Annotated in this window: 13 protein-coding genes; 10 read left to right on the top strand and 3 right to left on the bottom strand. The window is 70.7% G+C overall.

Going from position 1 to position 17,965, the window contains the following annotated elements; translation table 11 throughout:
- Positions 1-55: 55 nt before the first annotated feature.
- From POF43_RS25885 to POF43_RS25865, 5 genes are all read left to right on the top strand, one after another.
- Positions 56-2,545, top strand: a complete 2,490-nt coding sequence (locus tag POF43_RS25885) for an RHS repeat domain-containing protein (RefSeq protein ID WP_271323370.1) — start codon at positions 56-58, stop codon at positions 2,543-2,545.
- Between the two features lie 125 nt (positions 2,546-2,670).
- Positions 2,671-3,102 (top strand): hypothetical protein, encoded by a 432-nt coding sequence (locus POF43_RS25880; protein WP_271323369.1) that lies wholly within the window; start codon positions 2,671-2,673, stop codon positions 3,100-3,102.
- Between the two features lie 658 nt (positions 3,103-3,760).
- Positions 3,761-4,246, top strand: a complete 486-nt coding sequence (locus POF43_RS25875; RefSeq protein ID WP_271323368.1) for a hypothetical protein — start codon at positions 3,761-3,763, stop codon at positions 4,244-4,246.
- Positions 4,247-4,449: 203 nt separating this feature from the next.
- Entirely contained in the window at positions 4,450-4,941 is a 492-nt protein-coding gene (locus POF43_RS25870; protein ID WP_271323367.1) for a hypothetical protein, read from the top strand.
- Positions 4,942-5,625: 684 nt separating this feature from the next.
- Positions 5,626-7,509, top strand: a complete 1,884-nt coding sequence (locus tag POF43_RS25865) for a Xaa-Pro dipeptidyl-peptidase (RefSeq protein WP_271323366.1) — start codon at positions 5,626-5,628, stop codon at positions 7,507-7,509.
- 488 nt (positions 7,510-7,997) lie between these two features.
- Here the strand turns inward: POF43_RS25865 and POF43_RS25860 are convergent, their stop codons facing one another.
- The gene (locus POF43_RS25860; protein WP_271323365.1) at positions 7,998-8,360 is read right to left on the bottom strand and encodes a hypothetical protein; all 363 of its coding nucleotides are present in this window, start codon (positions 8,358-8,360) and stop codon (positions 7,998-8,000) included.
- 799 nt (positions 8,361-9,159) lie between these two features.
- On the opposite strand from POF43_RS25860, the gene POF43_RS25855 reads away from it, so the two are divergent.
- Positions 9,160-10,335 carry an acyl-CoA dehydrogenase family protein gene (locus POF43_RS25855; protein ID WP_271317699.1) on the top strand — a complete coding sequence of 392 codons (1,176 nt, stop codon included), beginning with the start codon at positions 9,160-9,162 and terminating at the stop codon, positions 10,333-10,335.
- A gap of 253 nt (positions 10,336-10,588) precedes the next feature.
- Here the strand turns inward: POF43_RS25855 and POF43_RS25850 are convergent, their stop codons facing one another.
- Together POF43_RS25850 and POF43_RS25845 are read right to left on the bottom strand one after the other, a co-directional pair.
- Positions 10,589-11,041: a hypothetical protein gene (locus tag POF43_RS25850; protein WP_271317698.1), complete on the bottom strand. Its 453-nt coding sequence runs from the start codon at positions 11,039-11,041 to the stop codon at positions 10,589-10,591.
- A 654-nt stretch (positions 11,042-11,695) separates the two neighbouring features.
- Positions 11,696-12,103, bottom strand: coding sequence for an ATP-binding protein (locus POF43_RS25845; RefSeq protein WP_271325284.1), 408 nt, complete (start codon positions 12,101-12,103; stop codon positions 11,696-11,698).
- A gap of 160 nt (positions 12,104-12,263) precedes the next feature.
- Here POF43_RS25845 and POF43_RS25840 point away from each other — a divergent pair, with 160 nt between their 5' ends.
- The 4 genes from POF43_RS25840 (at position 12,264) to POF43_RS25825 (ending at position 17,963) form a co-directional block, all read left to right on the top strand.
- Positions 12,264-12,704, top strand: coding sequence for an Lrp/AsnC family transcriptional regulator (locus POF43_RS25840; RefSeq protein ID WP_271317696.1), 441 nt, complete (start codon positions 12,264-12,266; stop codon positions 12,702-12,704).
- Between the two features lie 363 nt (positions 12,705-13,067).
- Positions 13,068-14,693, top strand: coding sequence for an amidohydrolase (locus tag POF43_RS25835; protein ID WP_271325758.1), 1,626 nt, complete (start codon positions 13,068-13,070; stop codon positions 14,691-14,693).
- 766 nt (positions 14,694-15,459) lie between these two features.
- Positions 15,460-17,172: an apolipoprotein N-acyltransferase gene (lnt, locus tag POF43_RS25830; RefSeq protein ID WP_372516123.1), complete on the top strand. Its 1,713-nt coding sequence runs from the start codon at positions 15,460-15,462 to the stop codon at positions 17,170-17,172.
- Complete coding sequence (locus POF43_RS25825) at positions 17,169-17,963, top strand: polyprenol monophosphomannose synthase (RefSeq protein ID WP_271317955.1); 795 nt, start codon at positions 17,169-17,171, stop codon at positions 17,961-17,963. The genes lnt and POF43_RS25825 overlap by 4 nt, the downstream gene beginning before the upstream one ends.
- Positions 17,964-17,965: the final 2 nt, after the last annotated feature.

The raw sequence follows: 17,965 nt of genomic DNA, 5'->3' as shown, positions 1-17,965 counted from the left end.
GGAGACCGGACCGCTCGCCCAGGGCGACAGTGCCACCGGCAGCGCGGCACAGGCGGTGACCTGGACGACCAGCTACGACCTGCTCGGCGACATCTACTCCGCCACCGACCCCGACACCGGGACCACCACCACCGCGTACGACGACGACGCCGAGGTGACCGGCACCACCGACCAGGACCAGCACCAGCTGACCTACGACTACGATCCGCTGGGCCGTAAGACGGACGAGTACAAGGGCACGACGAGCGGGACGAAGATTGCCTCCTGGAGTTACGACCCCACCGGTGCGAAGGGCTACCCGGCCTCGGCCATCGCCTACGACCAGACCAGCGGCAAGCAGACGTACTCCAGCACGGTCGCCGGCTACACCACCGACTACCAGCCCACCGGCACCACGGTCACGATCCCGTCCGACGCGTACGGCAACACCTCCGACATCACCTACAGCACCGCCGACACCTACACACCCGTCCAGGACCAGCTGCTGAAGTCCGCCATCAGCACCACCGGCGCCGGCGGCCTGATGCCGGACGAGACGCTCACCTACGGCTACGACGACCCGGGGCTGCCCGTCACCCTGGGCGGCGCGGCGAAGTACAACGCCTGGATCGATTACACCCCGCTCGGCCAGACCCTGCGGGCCACCATGGGCGATACCCCCGACCAGGTCGTGTCGACCAACAGCTGGGAACAGGCCACCGGACGCCTGCTCAACTACAGCCTCGACAAGGAGGACGGCACCAGCGCCGTCGACTCCATCGACTACACCTACGACCCGTCCGGCCACCTGACCTCCACCGACGACGTCCAGGACGCCGGCGGCACCGCCAACACCGACCTCCAGTGCTACACCTACGACTACCTGTCACGCCTGACCAACGTCTGGACCGATGACGGCGGTACCACCACCAAGCCCGCACCGTCCATCAACGGCGTCGGCTCCTGCACCAACACCGCACCCGACCCGTCGAACATCAGCGGCGCCGGACCGGCTCCCTACTGGCAGTCCTACGGCTACGACCTGACCGGCAACCGCCTGTCGAAAACGGACCACAGCCTCACCCCCGGCGTCACACCGGACGTCACCACCGGCGAGGTCTACGACACGGCCGGCCACACCCACGCTGTCCACACCACCACCACTGGGAACAGCACCCAGACCTACACCTACGACGGTGACGGCAACCCCCTCACCGTCGGCGCCACCCAGAACGGGACCGATCAGCCCGACCAGGACCAGACCCTCACCTGGAACGCCACCGGCCAGCTCAACACCCTGGCTGCCGGCTCCCACACCTCCAGCTACGGCTACGACCCCGACGGCAACCTGATCGCCCGCACTGACGACGGCACCACGACGCTGTTCCTCGGCAGCGACCAGATCACCCTCAACTCCAGCGGTAGCACCACCTCTGTCGTCCGCGCCTACTCCCTGCCCGGCGCTCCCACCGTGCTTCGCACGGCCACTGCCGGCCGGACCGGCAGCACCCTGGACTACCAGTCGGCCAACCCCCAGGGCACCGCCACCACCGACATCACTGCCGGCAACCTCACCGTCACCCACCGCGAATACACCCCCTTCGGCGAGGACCGCGGTACGGCACCGGCCAACTGGCCCGGTGACAAGGGCTTCGTCGGCGGCACGGTGGACGACACCACCGGACTGACGAACCTCGGGGCCCGCGAGTACGATCCGTCGCTGGGCAGGTTCATCACACCCGACTCCCTCCAGAACATTGGTGACCCCCAGCAGTGGAACGGCTATGCCTACAGCAACAATGACCCGGTCGACGGCAATGACCGGACCGGACGCATCTGGATCCGGAACGGCGACGGGGATCCGGTTGCCGATGCCACGTCCCAGGGTGCCGTCAGTGAGAACAAGAGCAGCGGCACGGCCCGCGGAAAGTACATCGACCGCCTGCCTGCCGAGTATTCCGACTGTAACAACTGCGATGCAGGCGTCTATGTGGGCTCTGGGGGCGAGTCTCGTACTGATGTGGACGCCAGCGGGGCGGCGGCGGTGAGGAGAACGATCGTCAAGACCTCACGCACCAGTATCGGTCCCTACCGGATGGGTGGCCTCTGGGCCCTGGGGGTGGGTCAATATGTGCCGAAAATGTACTTCGGCCCAGGCGACACGTTCACCAAGGAACTACAGAACGATCCGCACAATCAGGCGCTGCTGCAGCAGTGCGAGGAAAGCCCAACTTTGTGCACGGCAGTCGGAACGACTGCGGTGGAGGACTATGAGGACCATGGAATAGCCAACCTTCTCTCGGACGGCCTGGCCGTGCTGTCCCACGGATCTTTTGGCCGTCCGCCGGTGGATGCATTTCTCGGCTCCTATGCTGAGACTTTGAAGGTAAGATCCTACGACCCCGTTTCTGCTGAGGCGACGGTCGATTTCAAGGTCACGAACAAGAGCGGATGGAATTCTTTCTTCCACTTCATCTCCAACGGTATTCCGAACACGCATCACGGGCTGGGAGCGACGATCGAGGAAGATTTCACTTGGTCTCGAACGGTTCACGTGACCGGCTGACCGTCCTGAGTATGAGTCGCGGGCAGATTCGTATCTTCGGCCCTCGTCCTGCCCCAGGAGGGCGTGAGCGAAGATGCGAGATCATCAGATATGTATTGATTTTAATATGAGGCGGGCTGATTTCCGTGAAGCGTGGGACCAGGGCTTTTCTCATCGCTGCTGCTGTCGTTCTCCTGATCGGCATCGCTGGGGTCGTGGCCAAATCGCTGGTGCACGCCAATGAGACTCCGAAGTCGCTATCCTTGTCGAAGGACGAAGTGGTCGGTGCGTGGCGTGATCCCAGCGGCGGAGTGCTCCGTATCAACGCTGACGGAACATTCACGGCACATTCCGTTTGCGGGTTCGGAATTACGCGAGAGAGCGGCTCGCGGCACGGCACGTGGTCGCAGGTTTCCAGCGGTGACTGGGCCGATGGCCCGGGGGTCATGTTCATCGGCACGACCCTCCAGGTCGGCCTGGGACTCACCGGATCGCATGCCGCCCCCGAACTGTGGCGCTATCAGGGCGACCCCGACGAGAACCACCGGTGCGTTGTCCACAAGGTCCGCGATCACTGAGCCTCTTTCATCCTGTGCTGGAAGGATGAAACGGCCTGGTCGGCGGGTGTGGTGGCGAGGCAGGGCCCCTCGTCGTTGGCGTGATGATTCCCGTCATCACACCGGCGACCGAAGGGGCCCTGTTGACGTCCCGCACGAGCCCGTCGAGCACGTCTCTTGGCTCATCTACGCCCGAAGGCGTGAACCTCGATCGCAGCAGGTTCAACTCCTGTCGTCCCGGCGGTGTTTTCGCAGGTCAGAGCCTGCCTCCATGATGTGGAGGCGGGCCTTTGGCATGCGTATTGTCCGTTTCGGATGTGAGAAGTTGTGAGAGGCACCTGTGCAGCCCCCGTGTCTCCTCAGGTCAGCGGGTTGGATGTGCGCGAGCCACGTGGCATGCGTCATGGAAGGCGGTGGCCGGTGACGGGGCTGCGCGCGCCTTCCGTCTCGTTCGTGCCGCCGATGCAGTTGGCCGTCGGTGTCCCCCGGATGTCCTGCCCCCCGGGGATGAGAACGGTCGGCGGGCGGAGGGGGTCTGCCGGAGGGAAAGCGTGGGGCGGCGGTCTGTCCTTCAGTGCTCGTGCTGACTCCGCACAGCTCGTGAACCGTGAACCACCGCTCACACCATCGGTCAACGGAAACGAACAGCGACCTCGTTCACACCAGCCCGCATGTGACCGTGTCGGCGGACAACCCGAATCTCAAGACTTTTCGAGCCGCGTGGAAGGCTGCTGTCCGCGCCTGGGGTGCACCGCGCTCGGCGGACAAGGAGTACCACGACTGGCAGTACCTCTGCTCCCAAAATAATTCCCTCTGCGGCCCATTACTTGCCACGCTCGGCATGTATGGCTTCGAAGCGAACCCAGACGTCTTCAAATGTAATGCCGTTTCGATCGGCGCTACGGGTGGGGTTCGCAGCTTCCAGGACCTCCAGTCGTTGCGTGGAATATCGCGAGAAGATTTCAAGACGCTCGCGGAAGATGCGGGATATGTGCGCTCTGATGCTTCAAAATTCGCCACCGGAGGCGAGGGTAATCCGAATCCGAACTCCGGATACGATGGGTCCTACTCGCCGAAGATCGCTGCGGCACTGGAGGGAGCCTTGGGGGCTTTCGATCCCACACGGGAGGGCCTAGGGGACGGAGCGGCTGGGGTCGCCCCCTGACCTGTTGAGAGGCGTGAGATTGCGTCTCTCTTTGCCTCGACCGTCGCGAAGCGAAAAGAGGCGACGCTCAGCGGCCCGGTAGTCGGCGGCAGAGGAGCGTGAGGCATGTCCGCCGGTTGCCACTAATTCGTTCGGCGGGAATTCATCCATGGCTTTTGATATGTCAATCAATCGAGAGAAATCATCAACTCGTGAGGTGTTCTGTGGAAGATCTGTCGCGCCTTGATGAAGGCGAGTTGTGCGAGCGCATGATGCGAAGCGCCGGGCCGATCCCGCCGTGCGGGGCGGCCGTGCGACTGGTGTTCCTGACCCCGGCGCAGCGCGTTTGGCTCATGAATCATGGTTTGGTGCGGGCCGACATGGTCGACGGTCGCCGCGTCGCAATGGTGTCCTTCGCTGACGCTTTTGAGTTGTTCAAGGACTTCTATGGGCGCAGCATGCTTCAGGAGAAGGAAGGGATCGGTGATTCGGAAGTCAGCGTTCTCTGGATTGCGGCGAGTCTGTGGGGTGTCGATGTCGGCACTCATCGGCACGTGATGACTGGGCTCGAAAAAATTCATGCGGGTCTGGCTGCCGAGGCCATGATGTACGCGGCGGGTTTTATGGACAACTCGGCCGATCCTGAGAGCGGTGAAGTGGACGGCTATGCCACAGGTCCTCTTGCCATGGCGCACGAGGAGCGCTGGGACTGGTAATCACAGATCGGCTTGGCCTGCGGAGGAGGAATTGTACGCCGCGCAGGCCGGGTGTTGGCACATTTGGTGATCGATTCAATTCGACAGTAATTTGCTCTTCCCAGTATCCTGGGTCGGAAATTCGCTTCAGATATCTGGAGAGGTGTTCGATCGGCGTCGCTGTGGCGCGAGGTCCGTGTGGGGTTAACGGCGGGATCGGACTGCGTTCGGGAAAGGGTGCGTGCGCGTGCTATTTCGACGGCTACTCCTTCGGAGCGGGCATGGCCGTCCAGGGCCAAGTCTGGTCAACGGGGTGTTGTGGCAGCTGCGGGCCCGCGCCCCGCGGCGTGACCTGCCCGATCGCTACCGCCCCTGACAGTCGGTCCGTGAGCGGTTCGCCCCGCCGGGAGCCGTCCGCCACCTCGCCCCGGCTGCCGGAACGCGTCAACGTCGACGTCTGCGGCGGGGCATTGCCGCGCAGTTCGGCGGTGGCGTGGTTGGCGGCGGAGCCGTCCGGTGGGTTGCCGCGGTCGTGGTACTGGCCGGTGACGGGGTGGATGCGGACGTGGTGGCCGCGGGTGAAGACGGTGGTGGGGGCGCCGGCGGCGTCCGGTTGCGCCGGAATGGGGCTGTTGTCATGGCCGTATCAATAACTACAGTGCGTCCGTGATGTCATTCGCGCGGAGACTCCGCATCCTTCCGCTCATGGCCGTGGCGATCCTGGTCGCCGCGCTGACCGCGGCCGTCGCAGCGCCGGCCCAGGCGCACGCGGCGGCCGCCCGTACCGCCGGGCACACCGCCGCCCCGGCGGCCACCACCGGCACGCAGCCGGTGGACTCCTACGCCAACGCGGTCCGGCAGACCGTCTGGGTCGACACCGGGCTCGACGGCGACAAGGACGGCAAGTCCGACCGTGTCGCGGCCGACATCATCCGGCCGAGCGAACCGGCCGCGGCCGGCCAGCAGGTGCCGGTGATCATGGACGCGAGCCCGTACTACTCGTGCTGCGGGCGCGGCAACGAGAACCAGGTCAAGACCTACGACTCCAGCGGCAACCCCGTCATGTTCCCGCTGTTCTACGACAACTACTTCGTCTCGCGCGGCTACGCGGTCGTGCTGGTCGACCTCGCCGGCACCAACCGGTCCGACGGCTGCGTCGACGTCGGCGGCCCCTCGGACATCACGTCCGCCAAATCGGTCATCGACTGGCTCAACGGCCGCGCCACCGGCTACACCACGCACACCGGAACCACCCAGGCACAAGCGACCTGGGCCAACGGCTCGGTCGGCATGATCGGCAAGAGCTGGGACGGCACCATCGCCAACGGCGTGGCGGCCACCGGCGTCGAGGGGCTGAAGACGATCGTGCCGATCAGTTCGATCAGCTCCTGGTACGACTACTACTTCGCGCAGGGCGCCGCGCTCTACGACTCCGGCCCCGACGCCCTGGCCTCCGATGTGGAGAGCAGTACCGCGTCGTCGCACTGTTCGGCCGAGCAGACGGCCCTGCGCAGCGGCGCGCCGCGCGACGGTGACTGGACCAGCGCCTGGCAGCAGCGGGACTACGCGGCCGAGGCCGCCAACGTCAAGGCGAGCGTCTTCGTCGTGCAGGGCATGGAGGATCTCAACGTCCGCACGAAGAACTTCGGCCAGTGGTGGACCGCGCTGGCGGCCAACAACGTGCCGCGCAAGCTGTGGCTGTCGCAGACCGGCCACGTCGACCCGTTCGACTACCGCAGGTCGGCCTGGGTCGACACGCTGCACCAGTGGTTCGACCACTACCTGATGGGCATCGACAACGGCATCGACACCGCGCCGATGGCCGACATCGAGCGCACTCCGGACACCTGGACCACTGACGCGGTCTGGCCCCCGGCCGGCACGGCGGCGACCACCGTCGCGCTGCGGCCCGGCAGCGCGAACGGCCTCGGCACCCTGGGCCTGACCCCCGCGGCGGCCGGCAGCACGGAGAACTTCATGGACAACGCCTCGCAGAGCGAGGACGACTGGGCGTCGCAGGTGGACCAGGCGAAGTCCGACAAGGTGGCGTTCACCACCGGCGCGCTCACCCAGGACATGCGGCTGTCGGGCGGCGGCACGGTGACGCTGACCGCGAGCTCCTCGACCTCCAGCGCGCACCTGTCGGCCGTTCTGGTGGACCTGGGGCCGGCCACCATCCGGAACTACGAGGACAGCGGCGAGGGCATCACGACGCTGTCCACCCGTTCCTGCTGGGGCGACAGCACCGCCGGTGACAGCGCCTGCTACCTGGACACCGCCGCCGACACCGAGAGCACCGGTGCGACGATCTTCAGCCGCGGCTGGGCCGACCTCGGCCACTACGACCCGTCACTGACCGGAGTCTCGCTCACCCCCGGAAAGTCCTACACCATCACCCTCCAGCTGGCCGCCAGCGACCACATCGTCCCGGCCGGCCACCGCCTCGCCCTCATCGTCGCGGGCACCGACAACGGCCTGATCGTCGCGCCCTCCGGCACGCCGAAGGTCACCATCGACCTCGCGCACTCCAGCGCGAGCCTGCCTCTGGTCGGCGGTTCCGCGGTCTTCCCGCAGACCGCGACCCGCTGACCGGCCCGCCGCATCGCGTACGGGCCGACACGGCGTCGCCCCTGGCCCCCGGCATGCGCTGCCGGGGGCCACGCGCTGTCCCGCTGGAGGTCACCGGCGCGGCCGGAGCGGCGGGGCGGGGTCGGTAGCCGGGCGGGTCGCCGGGGCCAGCCCCGTGAAACGGGCGAACTCCGTTGCCGCCTGCCTGAGGCGCGCCACGGTGCGGCTGGTGCCGAGCCGCGGCCGGGCAACGCGGCAGGAGTTCGGGCCCAGTGAGTGCCCGCCGCCGCGAGGGAAGCCGTCCAGGGGGCGACCCCGTTGCTCGCCGGCGCGTCGGCCGACCCGTTCCGCAACGGCGTACGGGCGGAGGGGCTCCCCCCGCGACCGTCTCCCCTGCAACCCTCTCCGTCCACCGGTGGCATCTCCGCCTCCCGCGTCCTCCGTGCGGCCCCGCCGTTCCTCCGATTCCCCTTACCCCGGTCGTCAACTGCCTTGTCCACAAGCACCGTTCAGCCGGGGGAGACCTCGCCGCCCAGGCGTTCCTGCACCGGGCGAAGTGCCGGGGCCGGGCCGGCCACCGCCCAGTCGGTGCCGACCAGCAGGGAGCGGCCGGAGGTGCGGGAGGCGGCCTCCCAGTTCCGCATGCTGGCGGGGCTGCTGAAGGTGGCCATGACATAACTGCCGCGCGACGTCAGGCAGGTGCCCTCGCGCAGGCCGGACCGGTCCGCCTGCATGGCCGGTTCGCAGCCCGCGGCGGCCGCCAGCCCTTCCACCGTGGTCGGCCGGGGCCGCGACGGCTGGTGCTGGGGGACCGCGGGCCCGGCCGCGCATCCCGCCGTCAGTACCGCCACCGTCAGACCTGTCGCGACCATGCCCGCCGCCTTGCGGAATGCCACCCCGTGACCCGTACCGCTCCGACCCGTCATCAGTTCCTCCGTCCGTCACCGGCGTCCGCGCCGACGATGGACCGCGTACCCGGCCGGAGCCGTCCCACCCGTTCGAGCTCACGCGTACCGGAAGCACGGGCCGCCGCCGACCCGACGATCACCGACCGCCCTGACCAGCCAGAGCCCCCCACGCCGACCACGCGCTCCACCGGTACACGGAATTCGTCCGCGGAACCGGTGCGCCCCGTCCGGATGCCGTCGTCCGCGTGCTCCACCGTTGACGTACTCCGTACGCCCCCGCCGGAACGCCACCCTCCCCCCGCGTCCCCTGGCGCGTGGCGCCCCCGGCACGGGGCGGCGGCCACCTCGACGCCCGGCGGCACTCCGCAAGCACCCTGACAGCCCCCGGAACGTTCCCCGGCAGGCGCCGCCCCCACCGCCCCCGCCTCCAGGCCTCACCGTTCAAGCGACCCGCGGCCACGCACCCCCACCGCCACGCATCCCATCCGACCGGCACGCACCCCATCCCACCGGCGCTCACCCCATCCCACCGGCGCTCACTTCGGCGCTCACGCCACCCCCCACCCCCGCGCTGACCGTAACCGACCGGCTGGTCCGTGACGAAAGGACCCCGATCGGGCATACTCCAACCGCCACAGCCGCTGTGATCCCCCGGACCGTGACCCGGTCGGGGGCAGTGGCCTGCGGTCTTTCCGTCCGACGGCCACGGCCCACCACCCATGGCCGGCCGCCGCCCGCGCCCGACAAGACAGGAGCGCCCGCCATGCGTCCCGACGGCCCACAGCCGGTCGAACGTCAGCTGCCCACCGACGAGGCCCACGAACTGATGGCCCTGGTCCGTGATCTCGCCCGGCGCGAGGTGCGCCCGCGTGCCGCCGAGGAGGAGGACGCCGGCGTCTTCCCCCGCGGCGTGTTCACCACCCTCGGCACGTCCGGTCTGCTGGGCCTGCCGTACCCCCAGGAGTACGGCGGCGGCGACCAGCCGTACGAGGTCTACCTCCAGGTGCTGGAGGAGCTGGCCGCCGCCCGGCTCACCGTGGCCATGGGGCTGAGCGTGCACACGCTGTCCTGCTTCGGGCTCGCCGAGTACGGCACCAAGGAGCAGCGCGAGCAGTACCTGCCGGCGATGCTCGGCGGTCAACTCCTCGGCGCCTACTGCCTGTCCGAGCCGAACGCGGGCTCCGACGCCGCCAGCCTGCGCACCCGCGCGACCCGGGACGGCGCCACCTGGACGCTGAACGGCGGCAAGGCGTGGATCACCCACGGCGGGATCGCCGACTTCTACACCGTGCTGGCCCGCAGCGGCGCCGAGGGGCCGCGCGGCATCACCGCGTTCCTGGTGCCCGGCGACGCGGCGGGTCTGAGCGCCGCGCCGCCGGAACGCAAGATGGGTCTGAAGGGCTCGCCCACCGCCCAGATCCACCTGGACGGTGTGACGGTCGACGACGGCCGGCGCATCGGCGAGGAGGGCCAGGGCTTCGGTATCGCACTGGCCGCCCTCGACTCCGGCCGGCTGGGCATCGCGGCGTGCGCCGTCGGCGTCGCTCAGGCGGCCCTGGACGAGGCGTTGGCGTTCCTGGCCGGCAGACGGCAGTTCGGCCGCCCGCTGTCCGACTTCCAGGGGCTGCGGTTCATGCTCGCCGACATGGCCACCGCCATCGAGGCCGGCCGCGCGCTCTACCTCACGGCCGCCCGGCTGCGGGACGCCGGCCGCCCGTTCAGCAAGGAGGCCGCCATGGCCAAGCTGCTGTGCACCGACAACGCGATGAAGGTGACGATCGACGCCGTCCAGTTGCTCGGCGGATACGGCTACACTGCCGACTTTCCCGCCGAGCGTTACCTGCGTGAGGTCAAGGTGCTCCAGATCCTGGAGGGCACCAACCAGATCCAGCGGATGATCATCGGCCGCCACCTGCTCGGCCCGGAGACCCGCGCCTGACATCGTTGCCGGGGCCGTGTCCTGTAGGCGGGGCGCGGCCCCCGACGGTGCGTCATCCGGCGATGCGAATCCGCCTGCCGGTGAAGGCTGTTGACGTTACATCAGGTGACGGGACGTCAGGTGACTGCATGTCGCCTGACATCGCGTCAGTTGACGACACCGGTTGACGTCGCGTCAGTGGATCGTACGGAGGAACTCTTCGAGGACCGCGATGGCGGCCGCGTGCGGCGGCCGGCGGTCGTGGTGGGTGTTCTCAGTGGCGGCTGACAATGCGCTGGGCCGCCCGCAGCGGACGGGATCCGGGGCCGCCGGCGTGCGAGAACGGCTGGGTACGCCAGTCGAGCCCGGCGGGCAGCGTGAGCAGGACGGCCGCGTCCTGCGCCTCGGCGCCCTCCTCGTCGAGCGGCCGGGCGTCGGTGACCGTCCGGCCGGAGCCGGCGCACACCGTCAGCCCGAACGGGTTCCACGGCGACGAGCACTGCGCGTGCTCGGGCAGTCTCTCCTCGCCCTCCAGCAGGGCGATCGGCCGTGCACAGTCCGGGCAGTGCACCCGGAAGATGTCGTAGACGTCCTCGACGTCGGTGGCCGCCGTCGACTCGGCGTACGCCTCGTCGCCGTCGGCCTGATCCTGAGCGTCCGCGCCGAACTCGATGTCGGGCGCGGGCCGCGTGCGGACACTGCGGCTGGGCCGCTTCAATGCGCGCATGGTGGTTCTCCCCCTATGACGGGCACCCTTGTGGGTGATTGGGCCTGGCGTCCTCGCTCACGACCCGTGCAGAGCTTTTCCCGCCCTGTGGGGTCGATAACCGCGCCGCCGCCTTCGACCGGTCGCACGCCCTGTGGCATTGATCACACGCGGGGGCGCAGGGGGCGCACGTCATCTTCGCGGATGGTCCCGCCGTGCTCCAAATTCATCCGGCCGAAATCGGCCGCCGGTCACCCGCTCGGCCTGTTCCGGCCCGTCGGCGGCATCGGCCCAGGCCAGGCCGGCGGCCACCGTTCTCCGGGCCGGAACCCTCCCGCGGCGGTCGACCGCTGTCAACCCCGGCGACCAACACCGACCAACACCGACCGACGCCGACCACCATCGGCCACCGCGGACGGTCGGTGACCCTGATCCGCCTCCGTCAACCCCCGCTGACGATCACCGGCGGTCGTCGGGCACGGTCCGTCCCCGTCAATCCCCGCTGACCCTCGACGCCCGCCGCCACGCCGCCACCCCGTGGCCCGTTCCCCGCCACCGGTCCGTTCCCCGCGCCTCGCGGCTGTCGACGCGCCTTGCGACCCCGTCCGTCGTCGGAACGCCATCGACCCTCCGCCGTCGAAAATCCGCCGAATCGCCGTCGGCGGGACCGTCGGCTCAGGCCAGCCCGATCAGCGCGCTGATCCGCTTGCCGCCGGCGCGCTGGTCGATCTCCAGGCCGAGCGACAGCGCGCGCACGATCTCCAGGCCGTGCTGACCGATGCGCTCCGGGTCCGCCTCGCGCGGTACCGGCAGCACCGGGTCGGTGTCCCACACCGTGACGCGTGCGGTACCGGCGGTCAGCTCCAGTTCCAGCAGGAACGGGCCCGGCGCGTACTTGCCCGCGTTGGTGATCAGTTCGCTCACCACCAGCAGCACCGCCCCGGTCGCCCGGTCGTCCACCTCCATCGCGTGCTCGACGCTCGCCCGTGCCAGGAATTCCGACGCGAAATCCCGTGCCACGGCCGCTGTGCCAGGCCGGCCGTCGAACGCGGCGGCATCCGTTACCGACAACCGCCCGTTCATGGCCACGACTCCACAGGACACCCAGGCCCCCGTTCTCCGACGTACCGCCCCGGGCCTGACGCCCGCAGCTCGCGAGCCGTATACCCCCGATCATCCCCACCATGCGGAACCGGCCAACGGCGAGTCGTGCGCCGTCGTCGCGCACGATAGGTTGACGCCCGTGGAGGAGTTGGACCGGCGTATCGTGGAACTGCTCGTGGCCGACGGGCGCATGAGCTACACCGACCTGGGCAAGGCCACCGGCCTGTCCACCTCGGCCGTTCACCAGCGGGTACGCCGACTGGAGCAGCGCGGCGTCATCCGCGGGTACGCCGCGATCGTCGACGCGGAGGCCGTCGGCCTGTCGCTGACCGCCTTCATCTCGGTCGCCCCCTTCGATCCCAGCGCACCGGACGACATCGCGGACCGGCTGGCCGACGTCCACGAGATCGAGGCGTGCCACAGCGTGGCCGGCGACGAGAACTACATCCTCAAGGTCCGCGTCGCCACCCCCGGCGCCCTGGAACTCCTGCTGTCCCGCATCCGCACCCTGGCCGGCGTCTCCACCCGCACGACGGTCGTCCTCTCCACCCCGTACGAGGCCAGGCCGCCGCACATCTGACGGTCGCCCGCGTACGCCCCGAAAACCCACGCGCGTACGCCTTGGGATCGACGGTGTACGTCGTGAAGGCCGCCCGCGTACGCCTTGGGATCGGCGGTATACGTCGCGAAGACCGCCCCTGGAATCGACGGTATACGTCGCGAAGCCGCCCGCGTACGCCATGACGTCGGCGGCATACGCCTGAGAGCCGGCCGTGCGCCCCCTCTGACAGCCGCCCCCGCACGCCGGGCCATCCGTACGTAAGCGTCCGCCACCCGCGCGTAAGCGCCCCGCCGCCCATGTACCGGCGCCCGCCCCGCCCCGCGCGACCCCCCGCCCGCACCCCCGTCCCGTCCCGTCCCGCCGTCCCGCCAGACTGGTGTCATGAACGAGCGCACCCCCGGTACCGTCCTGCTGCGCAACGGCACCGTGTACAGCCCCGCCGACCCCTTCGCCACCGCCATGGTCACCGAGGGCGGCCACGTCGCCTGGATCGGGTCGGAGGGCGCCGCGGACGGCTTCGCGGACGGCGTGGAGGAGGTGGTCGACCTCGGTGGGGCGCTGGTCACCCCGGCGTTCACCGATGCCCACGTGCACGTCACCTCCACCGGGCTCGCGCTCACCGGGCTGGACCTGTCGGCCGCCACCGGGCTGGCGGACGCCCTCGCCCGGATCGCCGGGTACGCGGCGGGACGACCCGGCGACGAGGTCCTGCTCGGCCACGGCTGGGACCAGACCCGCTGGCCGGAGGGCCGGCCGCCGACCCGCGCGGAGCTGGACGCCGCCACCGGCGGCCGCGCCGCCTACCTCAGCCGCACCGACGTCCACTCGGCCCTGGTGACGCCCGCCCTCCTGCGCCGGGTGCCGGCCGTCCGGGACCTCGACGGCTTCCACCCCGACGGTCCCGTCACCCGCGACGCCCACCACGCGGTGCGCCGCGCCGCCTACGCCACGGTCGGCCCCGTCCAGCGCGCCGCGGCCCAGCGCGCGGCGCTCGCCCACGCCGCCTCCCGCGGCATCGGCTCGGTCCACGAGTGCGGCGGCCCGGACATCTCCAGCGAGGAGGACTTCACCTCGCTGCTCGCGCTGGCCCGCGCCGAGGCCGGTGTACGGGTCCACGGCTACTGGGCGCAGGCCGTGCACGGCGCGGAGGACGCCGAACGCCTGCGGGAGCTCGGCGCGACCGGCGCCGGCGGGGACCTGTTCGCCGACGGCTCGCTGGGCTCGCACACCGCCTGCCTGGCCGCCCCCTACGCCGACGCGCCGCACAGCGGCACCGCCTACCTCACCGCCGACGAGATCGCCGCCCACCTCACCGCCTGTACCGCGGCCGGACTCCAGGCGGGCTTCCACGCCATCGGCGACGCCGCGATCACCGCCGTGATCGACGGCGCCCGGCTGACCGCGGAACGCCTCGGCGCCGACCGGGTACGGGCCGCCCGGCACCGCGTCGAGCACGCCGAGATGCTCACCCCCGACGGCATCGCCGTGATGGCCGCCCTCGGGCTGGTCGCCTCCGTCCAGCCGGCCTTCGACGCGGCCTGGGGCGGTGACGACGGCATGTACGCCGCCCGCCTCGGCACCGACCGGGCCCGCACCCTCAACCCGTACGCCGCCATGCTGCGGGCCGGCGTGCCGCTGGCCCTGGGCTCCGACAGCCCGGTCACCCCGCTCGACCCGTGGGCCACGGTGCGGGCCGCCGCCTTCCACCGCACGCCCGGGCACCGGATCTCGGTGCGCGCCGCCTTCACCGCGCACACCCGCGGCGGCTGGCGGGCCGTCGGCCGCGACGACGCGGGCGTGCTGGTCCCCGGCGCGCCCGCCGACTACGCCGTCTGGGACGCCGGCGACCTGGTGGTCCAGGTGCCCGACGAGCGGGTCGCCAACTGGTCCACCGACCCGCGCTCCGGCACCCCCGGCCTGCCCGACCTCACCCCCGGTACGCGGCTGCCGGTCGCGCTGCGCACGGTGGTCGGCGGCCGTACGGTCCACACCCGGCCGAACGAGTGACGCGACCGTCCGCCGTACCGCCGAACGATGCGCCACCGGCCTGTCGTCCTCGTTCGACCGGCCCGCACTGACCTGCTGATTCATCGAATTGCCGCAGGTCAAGCGGCTGTTGACAGGCGACGGGCGCGGGCGAGTAGTTTCGGGCCGTCCACCACAGGACGTCCGACCCGGGAACCTCCGTGCTCCCCCCGCCCGCCGCTGGGCCACGGGGCGGCGTGCCGCACCGCCGGTACGCCGCCACTGGGAGCCAGGTCCAGCGCCCGCGGCGGGGGAGCACCACCCGCCAGGGCCCCTTCCCCGCTCCGGCGGGCGGAGGGGGGTGCCACCAGGCCGGCAGGTGCGACCCGGGTGGGGCCCGGACGTTCAGTAGACAACGGCTCTCGGTCGACCCGCAGCCAGCGGGTCCCAGGTCGGCCCGAAGAACGTTCCGGGTCCCCATCCGCAGCCCCCGGTGCCCCGAGGGGCGCGCTCCCGCACCGTTTCCGCCGCACCGGTTCCCCTCTCACCTGTCGCCGTCAGCGCACCGCTTCCCGCCTCACCCGCCCCCGTCAGCGCACCGGTCGGCGCCCCGCTTCCCCCGCACCGTCCCCGTCGGCGTGCCCTTGACATCCCCTTTGCGTCCCCACGGCCCGGGTTCACGGGTCGGCGGGGTACCGTCAGCCCAGCAGCGCGCCCCCGGCCCCGGTCTGCCCGCGGACGGGTTCGTTCTCCGGGGACACGGTTTCCGGGGGACACACAACAGACCCGCAGCAGAAAGGCCGCGACCGTGCCACCGCGACCCGACACGCACACCGACACCGCGCCCGACGCCGAGGACGGCCCCGCCGCCGGTCTGCCGGTCGGCGCGGCGCGGACCTCCGGGGGCCCCGGGGACGGCCCCGCGGGCCCGGACGGCACCGCACGGCGGCCGGGGCGGCTGCGGCGTGTCGGACGGGCGCTGCGCGCCGACTGGCGGCGCAGCTGCCTCGCGGCGCTCAGCGGTGTGGTGCTCACCCTGGCCTTCCCGCCGTTCGGCTACTGGCAGCTGTCGGTGGTGTCGGCCGCCGCGCTGAGCCTGCTGACCCGCGGACGGCGGGCCGGGCAGGCGGCGTGGACCGGGTTCGCGTTCGCGCTGCCGTTCTTCCTGTGGCTGCTGGAGTGGCTGCACGCGGTCGGCTGGGACGCGGTGGTCGGCCTGTCGCTCATCGAGGCGTGCTTCTTCGTGCCGATGGGCGCCGGTCTCGCGCTGACCTCACGGCTGCCGGGGTGGCCGCTGTGGGGGGCGTGCCTGTGGGTGACGCAGGAGTGGGCCCGCGACCGGGTGCCGTTCGGCGGCTTCCCGTGGGGGCGGCTGGCGTTCGCCAACACCGGCTCGCCGTTCACCGGCCTCGCCGCGGTCGGCGGCGCGCCCCTGGTGACGTTCGCCGTGGCGCTGTCGGCGGGGCTGCTGGCGGCTGCCGTGGTGGCCGGGCGGCGGCTGTGGAGCGAACCGGCCGCCCGACGGCGTGCCGGGGCCGTGCTGGGCGTCTGCGTGGTGCTGGCGGCGCTCGTGCTGGGGGCGGGCCGGACGGTGCCGTCGCAGACCACGCCGGACGGCACGCTGCGGGTCGCGCTGGTCCAGGGCAACGTGGCCCGGCCCGGGATGCACTTCCTGGGGCGCCCCATGGAGATCCTCGACAACCACATCGCCGCCACCATGAAGCTGGCCGCCGACATCAAGGCCGGCCGGGTGGCGAAGCCGCAGCTGGTGATCTGGCCGGAGAACTCCTCCGACATCGACCCGTTTCAGTACCCGCAGGCCTACGCCGCGATCGACTCCACCGTGCGCGCGGTCGGCGTGCCGGTGCTGGTGGGCGCCCTGGTCGACGGCCCGGACCCCGAACACGTGCAGAACGAGGGCATCCTGTGGGACCCGGTCACCGGGCCCGGCGCGTCGTACACCAAGCAGCACCCGGTGCCGTTCGGCGAGTACGTGCCGTTCCGCAAGGAGTTGACGCCGCTCATCCCGCAGCTGAAGGAGATTCCCCGGGACTTCTACCCCGGTGACCACGACGGCGTGATGCGGATGGGCCCGGCGACGCTCGGCGACGTCATCTGCTTCGAGGTGGCCTACGACGGCATCGTCCGCGACACCGTCAACGGCGGCGCGCACGCCATCGTCGTGCAGACCAACAACGCCACGTACGGGCGCAGCGGCCAGCCCGCGCAGCAGTTGGCGATGTACCGGCTGCGGGCGGTCGAGCACGGCCGGTCGGTGGTGGCCGCGGCGACCAGCGGCATCAGCACGTTCGTCGCCCCGGACGGCACCGTCAAGGCGCGTACCCAGGAATTCACCCGTGCGGTGCTGAACGTCAACGTGCCGCTGCGGTCGGGTTCGACGGTCGCGGACCGAGTCGGCGCGGCGCCCGAGTGGCTTCTCGCTATGGTGGGCCTCCTGTCCTGCGCCGCCGCGATCCGATTCGGCAGACGGGGACGTACGGAAACAAAGGGGAAGCAGTGAACGACGGCGGCAACGCCACCGTGGGCGCATCCGGAGCGCGGCAGTTCGCTCCGCTCGGCGAGGTCCTGGTGATCATCCCGACCTACGACGAAGCCGAGAACATCCAGCCGATCGTCTCCCGGGTCCGGTCCGCCGTTCCCGCGGCGCACGTGCTGGTCGCCGACGACAACAGCCCGGACGGCACCGGCAAACTCGCCGACGAGATGGCCGCCGCCGACGACCACGTCCACGTCCTGCACCGGCAGGGCAAGCAGGGCCTGGGCGCCGCGTACCTGGCCGGTTTCCGGTGGGGCATCGAGCACGGCTACGGCGTGCTGGTCGAGATGGACGCCGACGGCTCCCACCAGCCGGAGGAGCTGCCCCGGCTGCTGACCGCGCTCAAGGGCGCCGACCTGGTGCTCGGCTCGCGCTGGATCCCGGGCGGCCGGGTGGTGAACTGGCCGAGGTCCCGCGAGATCCTCTCGCGCGGCGGCAGCACCTACTCGCGGCTGATGCTCGGCGTCTCCATCCGCGACGTCACCGGCGGCTACCGCGCGTTCCGCCGCGAGACGCTGGAGGGGCTCGGCATGGACGAGGTCGCCTCCGCCGGGTACTGCTTCCAGGTCGACCTGGCCTGGCGGGCGCACAAGGCCGGCTACCACGTGGTCGAGGTGCCGATCACCTTCGTGGAGCGCGAGCGCGGCGACAGCAAGATGAGCCGGACCATCGTGGCCGAGGCGCTGTGGCGGGTGACCACCTGGGGTGTGGGGGACCGGGTGGAGCGGCTGCGCGGCGGTCCCGGGCACAATTGACG

It is taken from the genome of Streptantibioticus silvisoli (assembly GCF_027947535.2).
GTDB classification, from domain to species: Bacteria; Actinomycetota; Actinomycetes; order Streptomycetales; family Streptomycetaceae; genus Streptantibioticus_C; species Streptantibioticus_C silvisoli.
Note: the sequence above shows the minus strand (reverse complement) of the source record. Positions and strands in the feature narration are given on the sequence as shown.

Bases quoted from the DNA above. Each gene is read 5' to 3' on its own strand.
- POF43_RS25865 (WP_271323366.1), top strand. From the start codon at position 5,626: ATGGCCGTGGCGATCCTGGTCGCCGCGCTGACCGCGGCCGTCGCAGCG.
- POF43_RS25860 (WP_271323365.1), bottom strand. From the start codon at position 8,360: ATGGTCGCGACAGGTCTGACGGTGGCGGTACTGACGGCGGGATGCGCG.
- POF43_RS25855 (WP_271317699.1), top strand. From the start codon at position 9,160: ATGCGTCCCGACGGCCCACAGCCGGTCGAACGTCAGCTGCCCACCGAC.
- POF43_RS25850 (WP_271317698.1), bottom strand. From the start codon at position 11,041: ATGCGCGCATTGAAGCGGCCCAGCCGCAGTGTCCGCACGCGGCCCGCG.
- POF43_RS25845 (WP_271325284.1), bottom strand. From the start codon at position 12,103: ATGAACGGGCGGTTGTCGGTAACGGATGCCGCCGCGTTCGACGGCCGG.
- POF43_RS25835 (WP_271325758.1), top strand. From the start codon at position 13,068: ATGAACGAGCGCACCCCCGGTACCGTCCTGCTGCGCAACGGCACCGTG.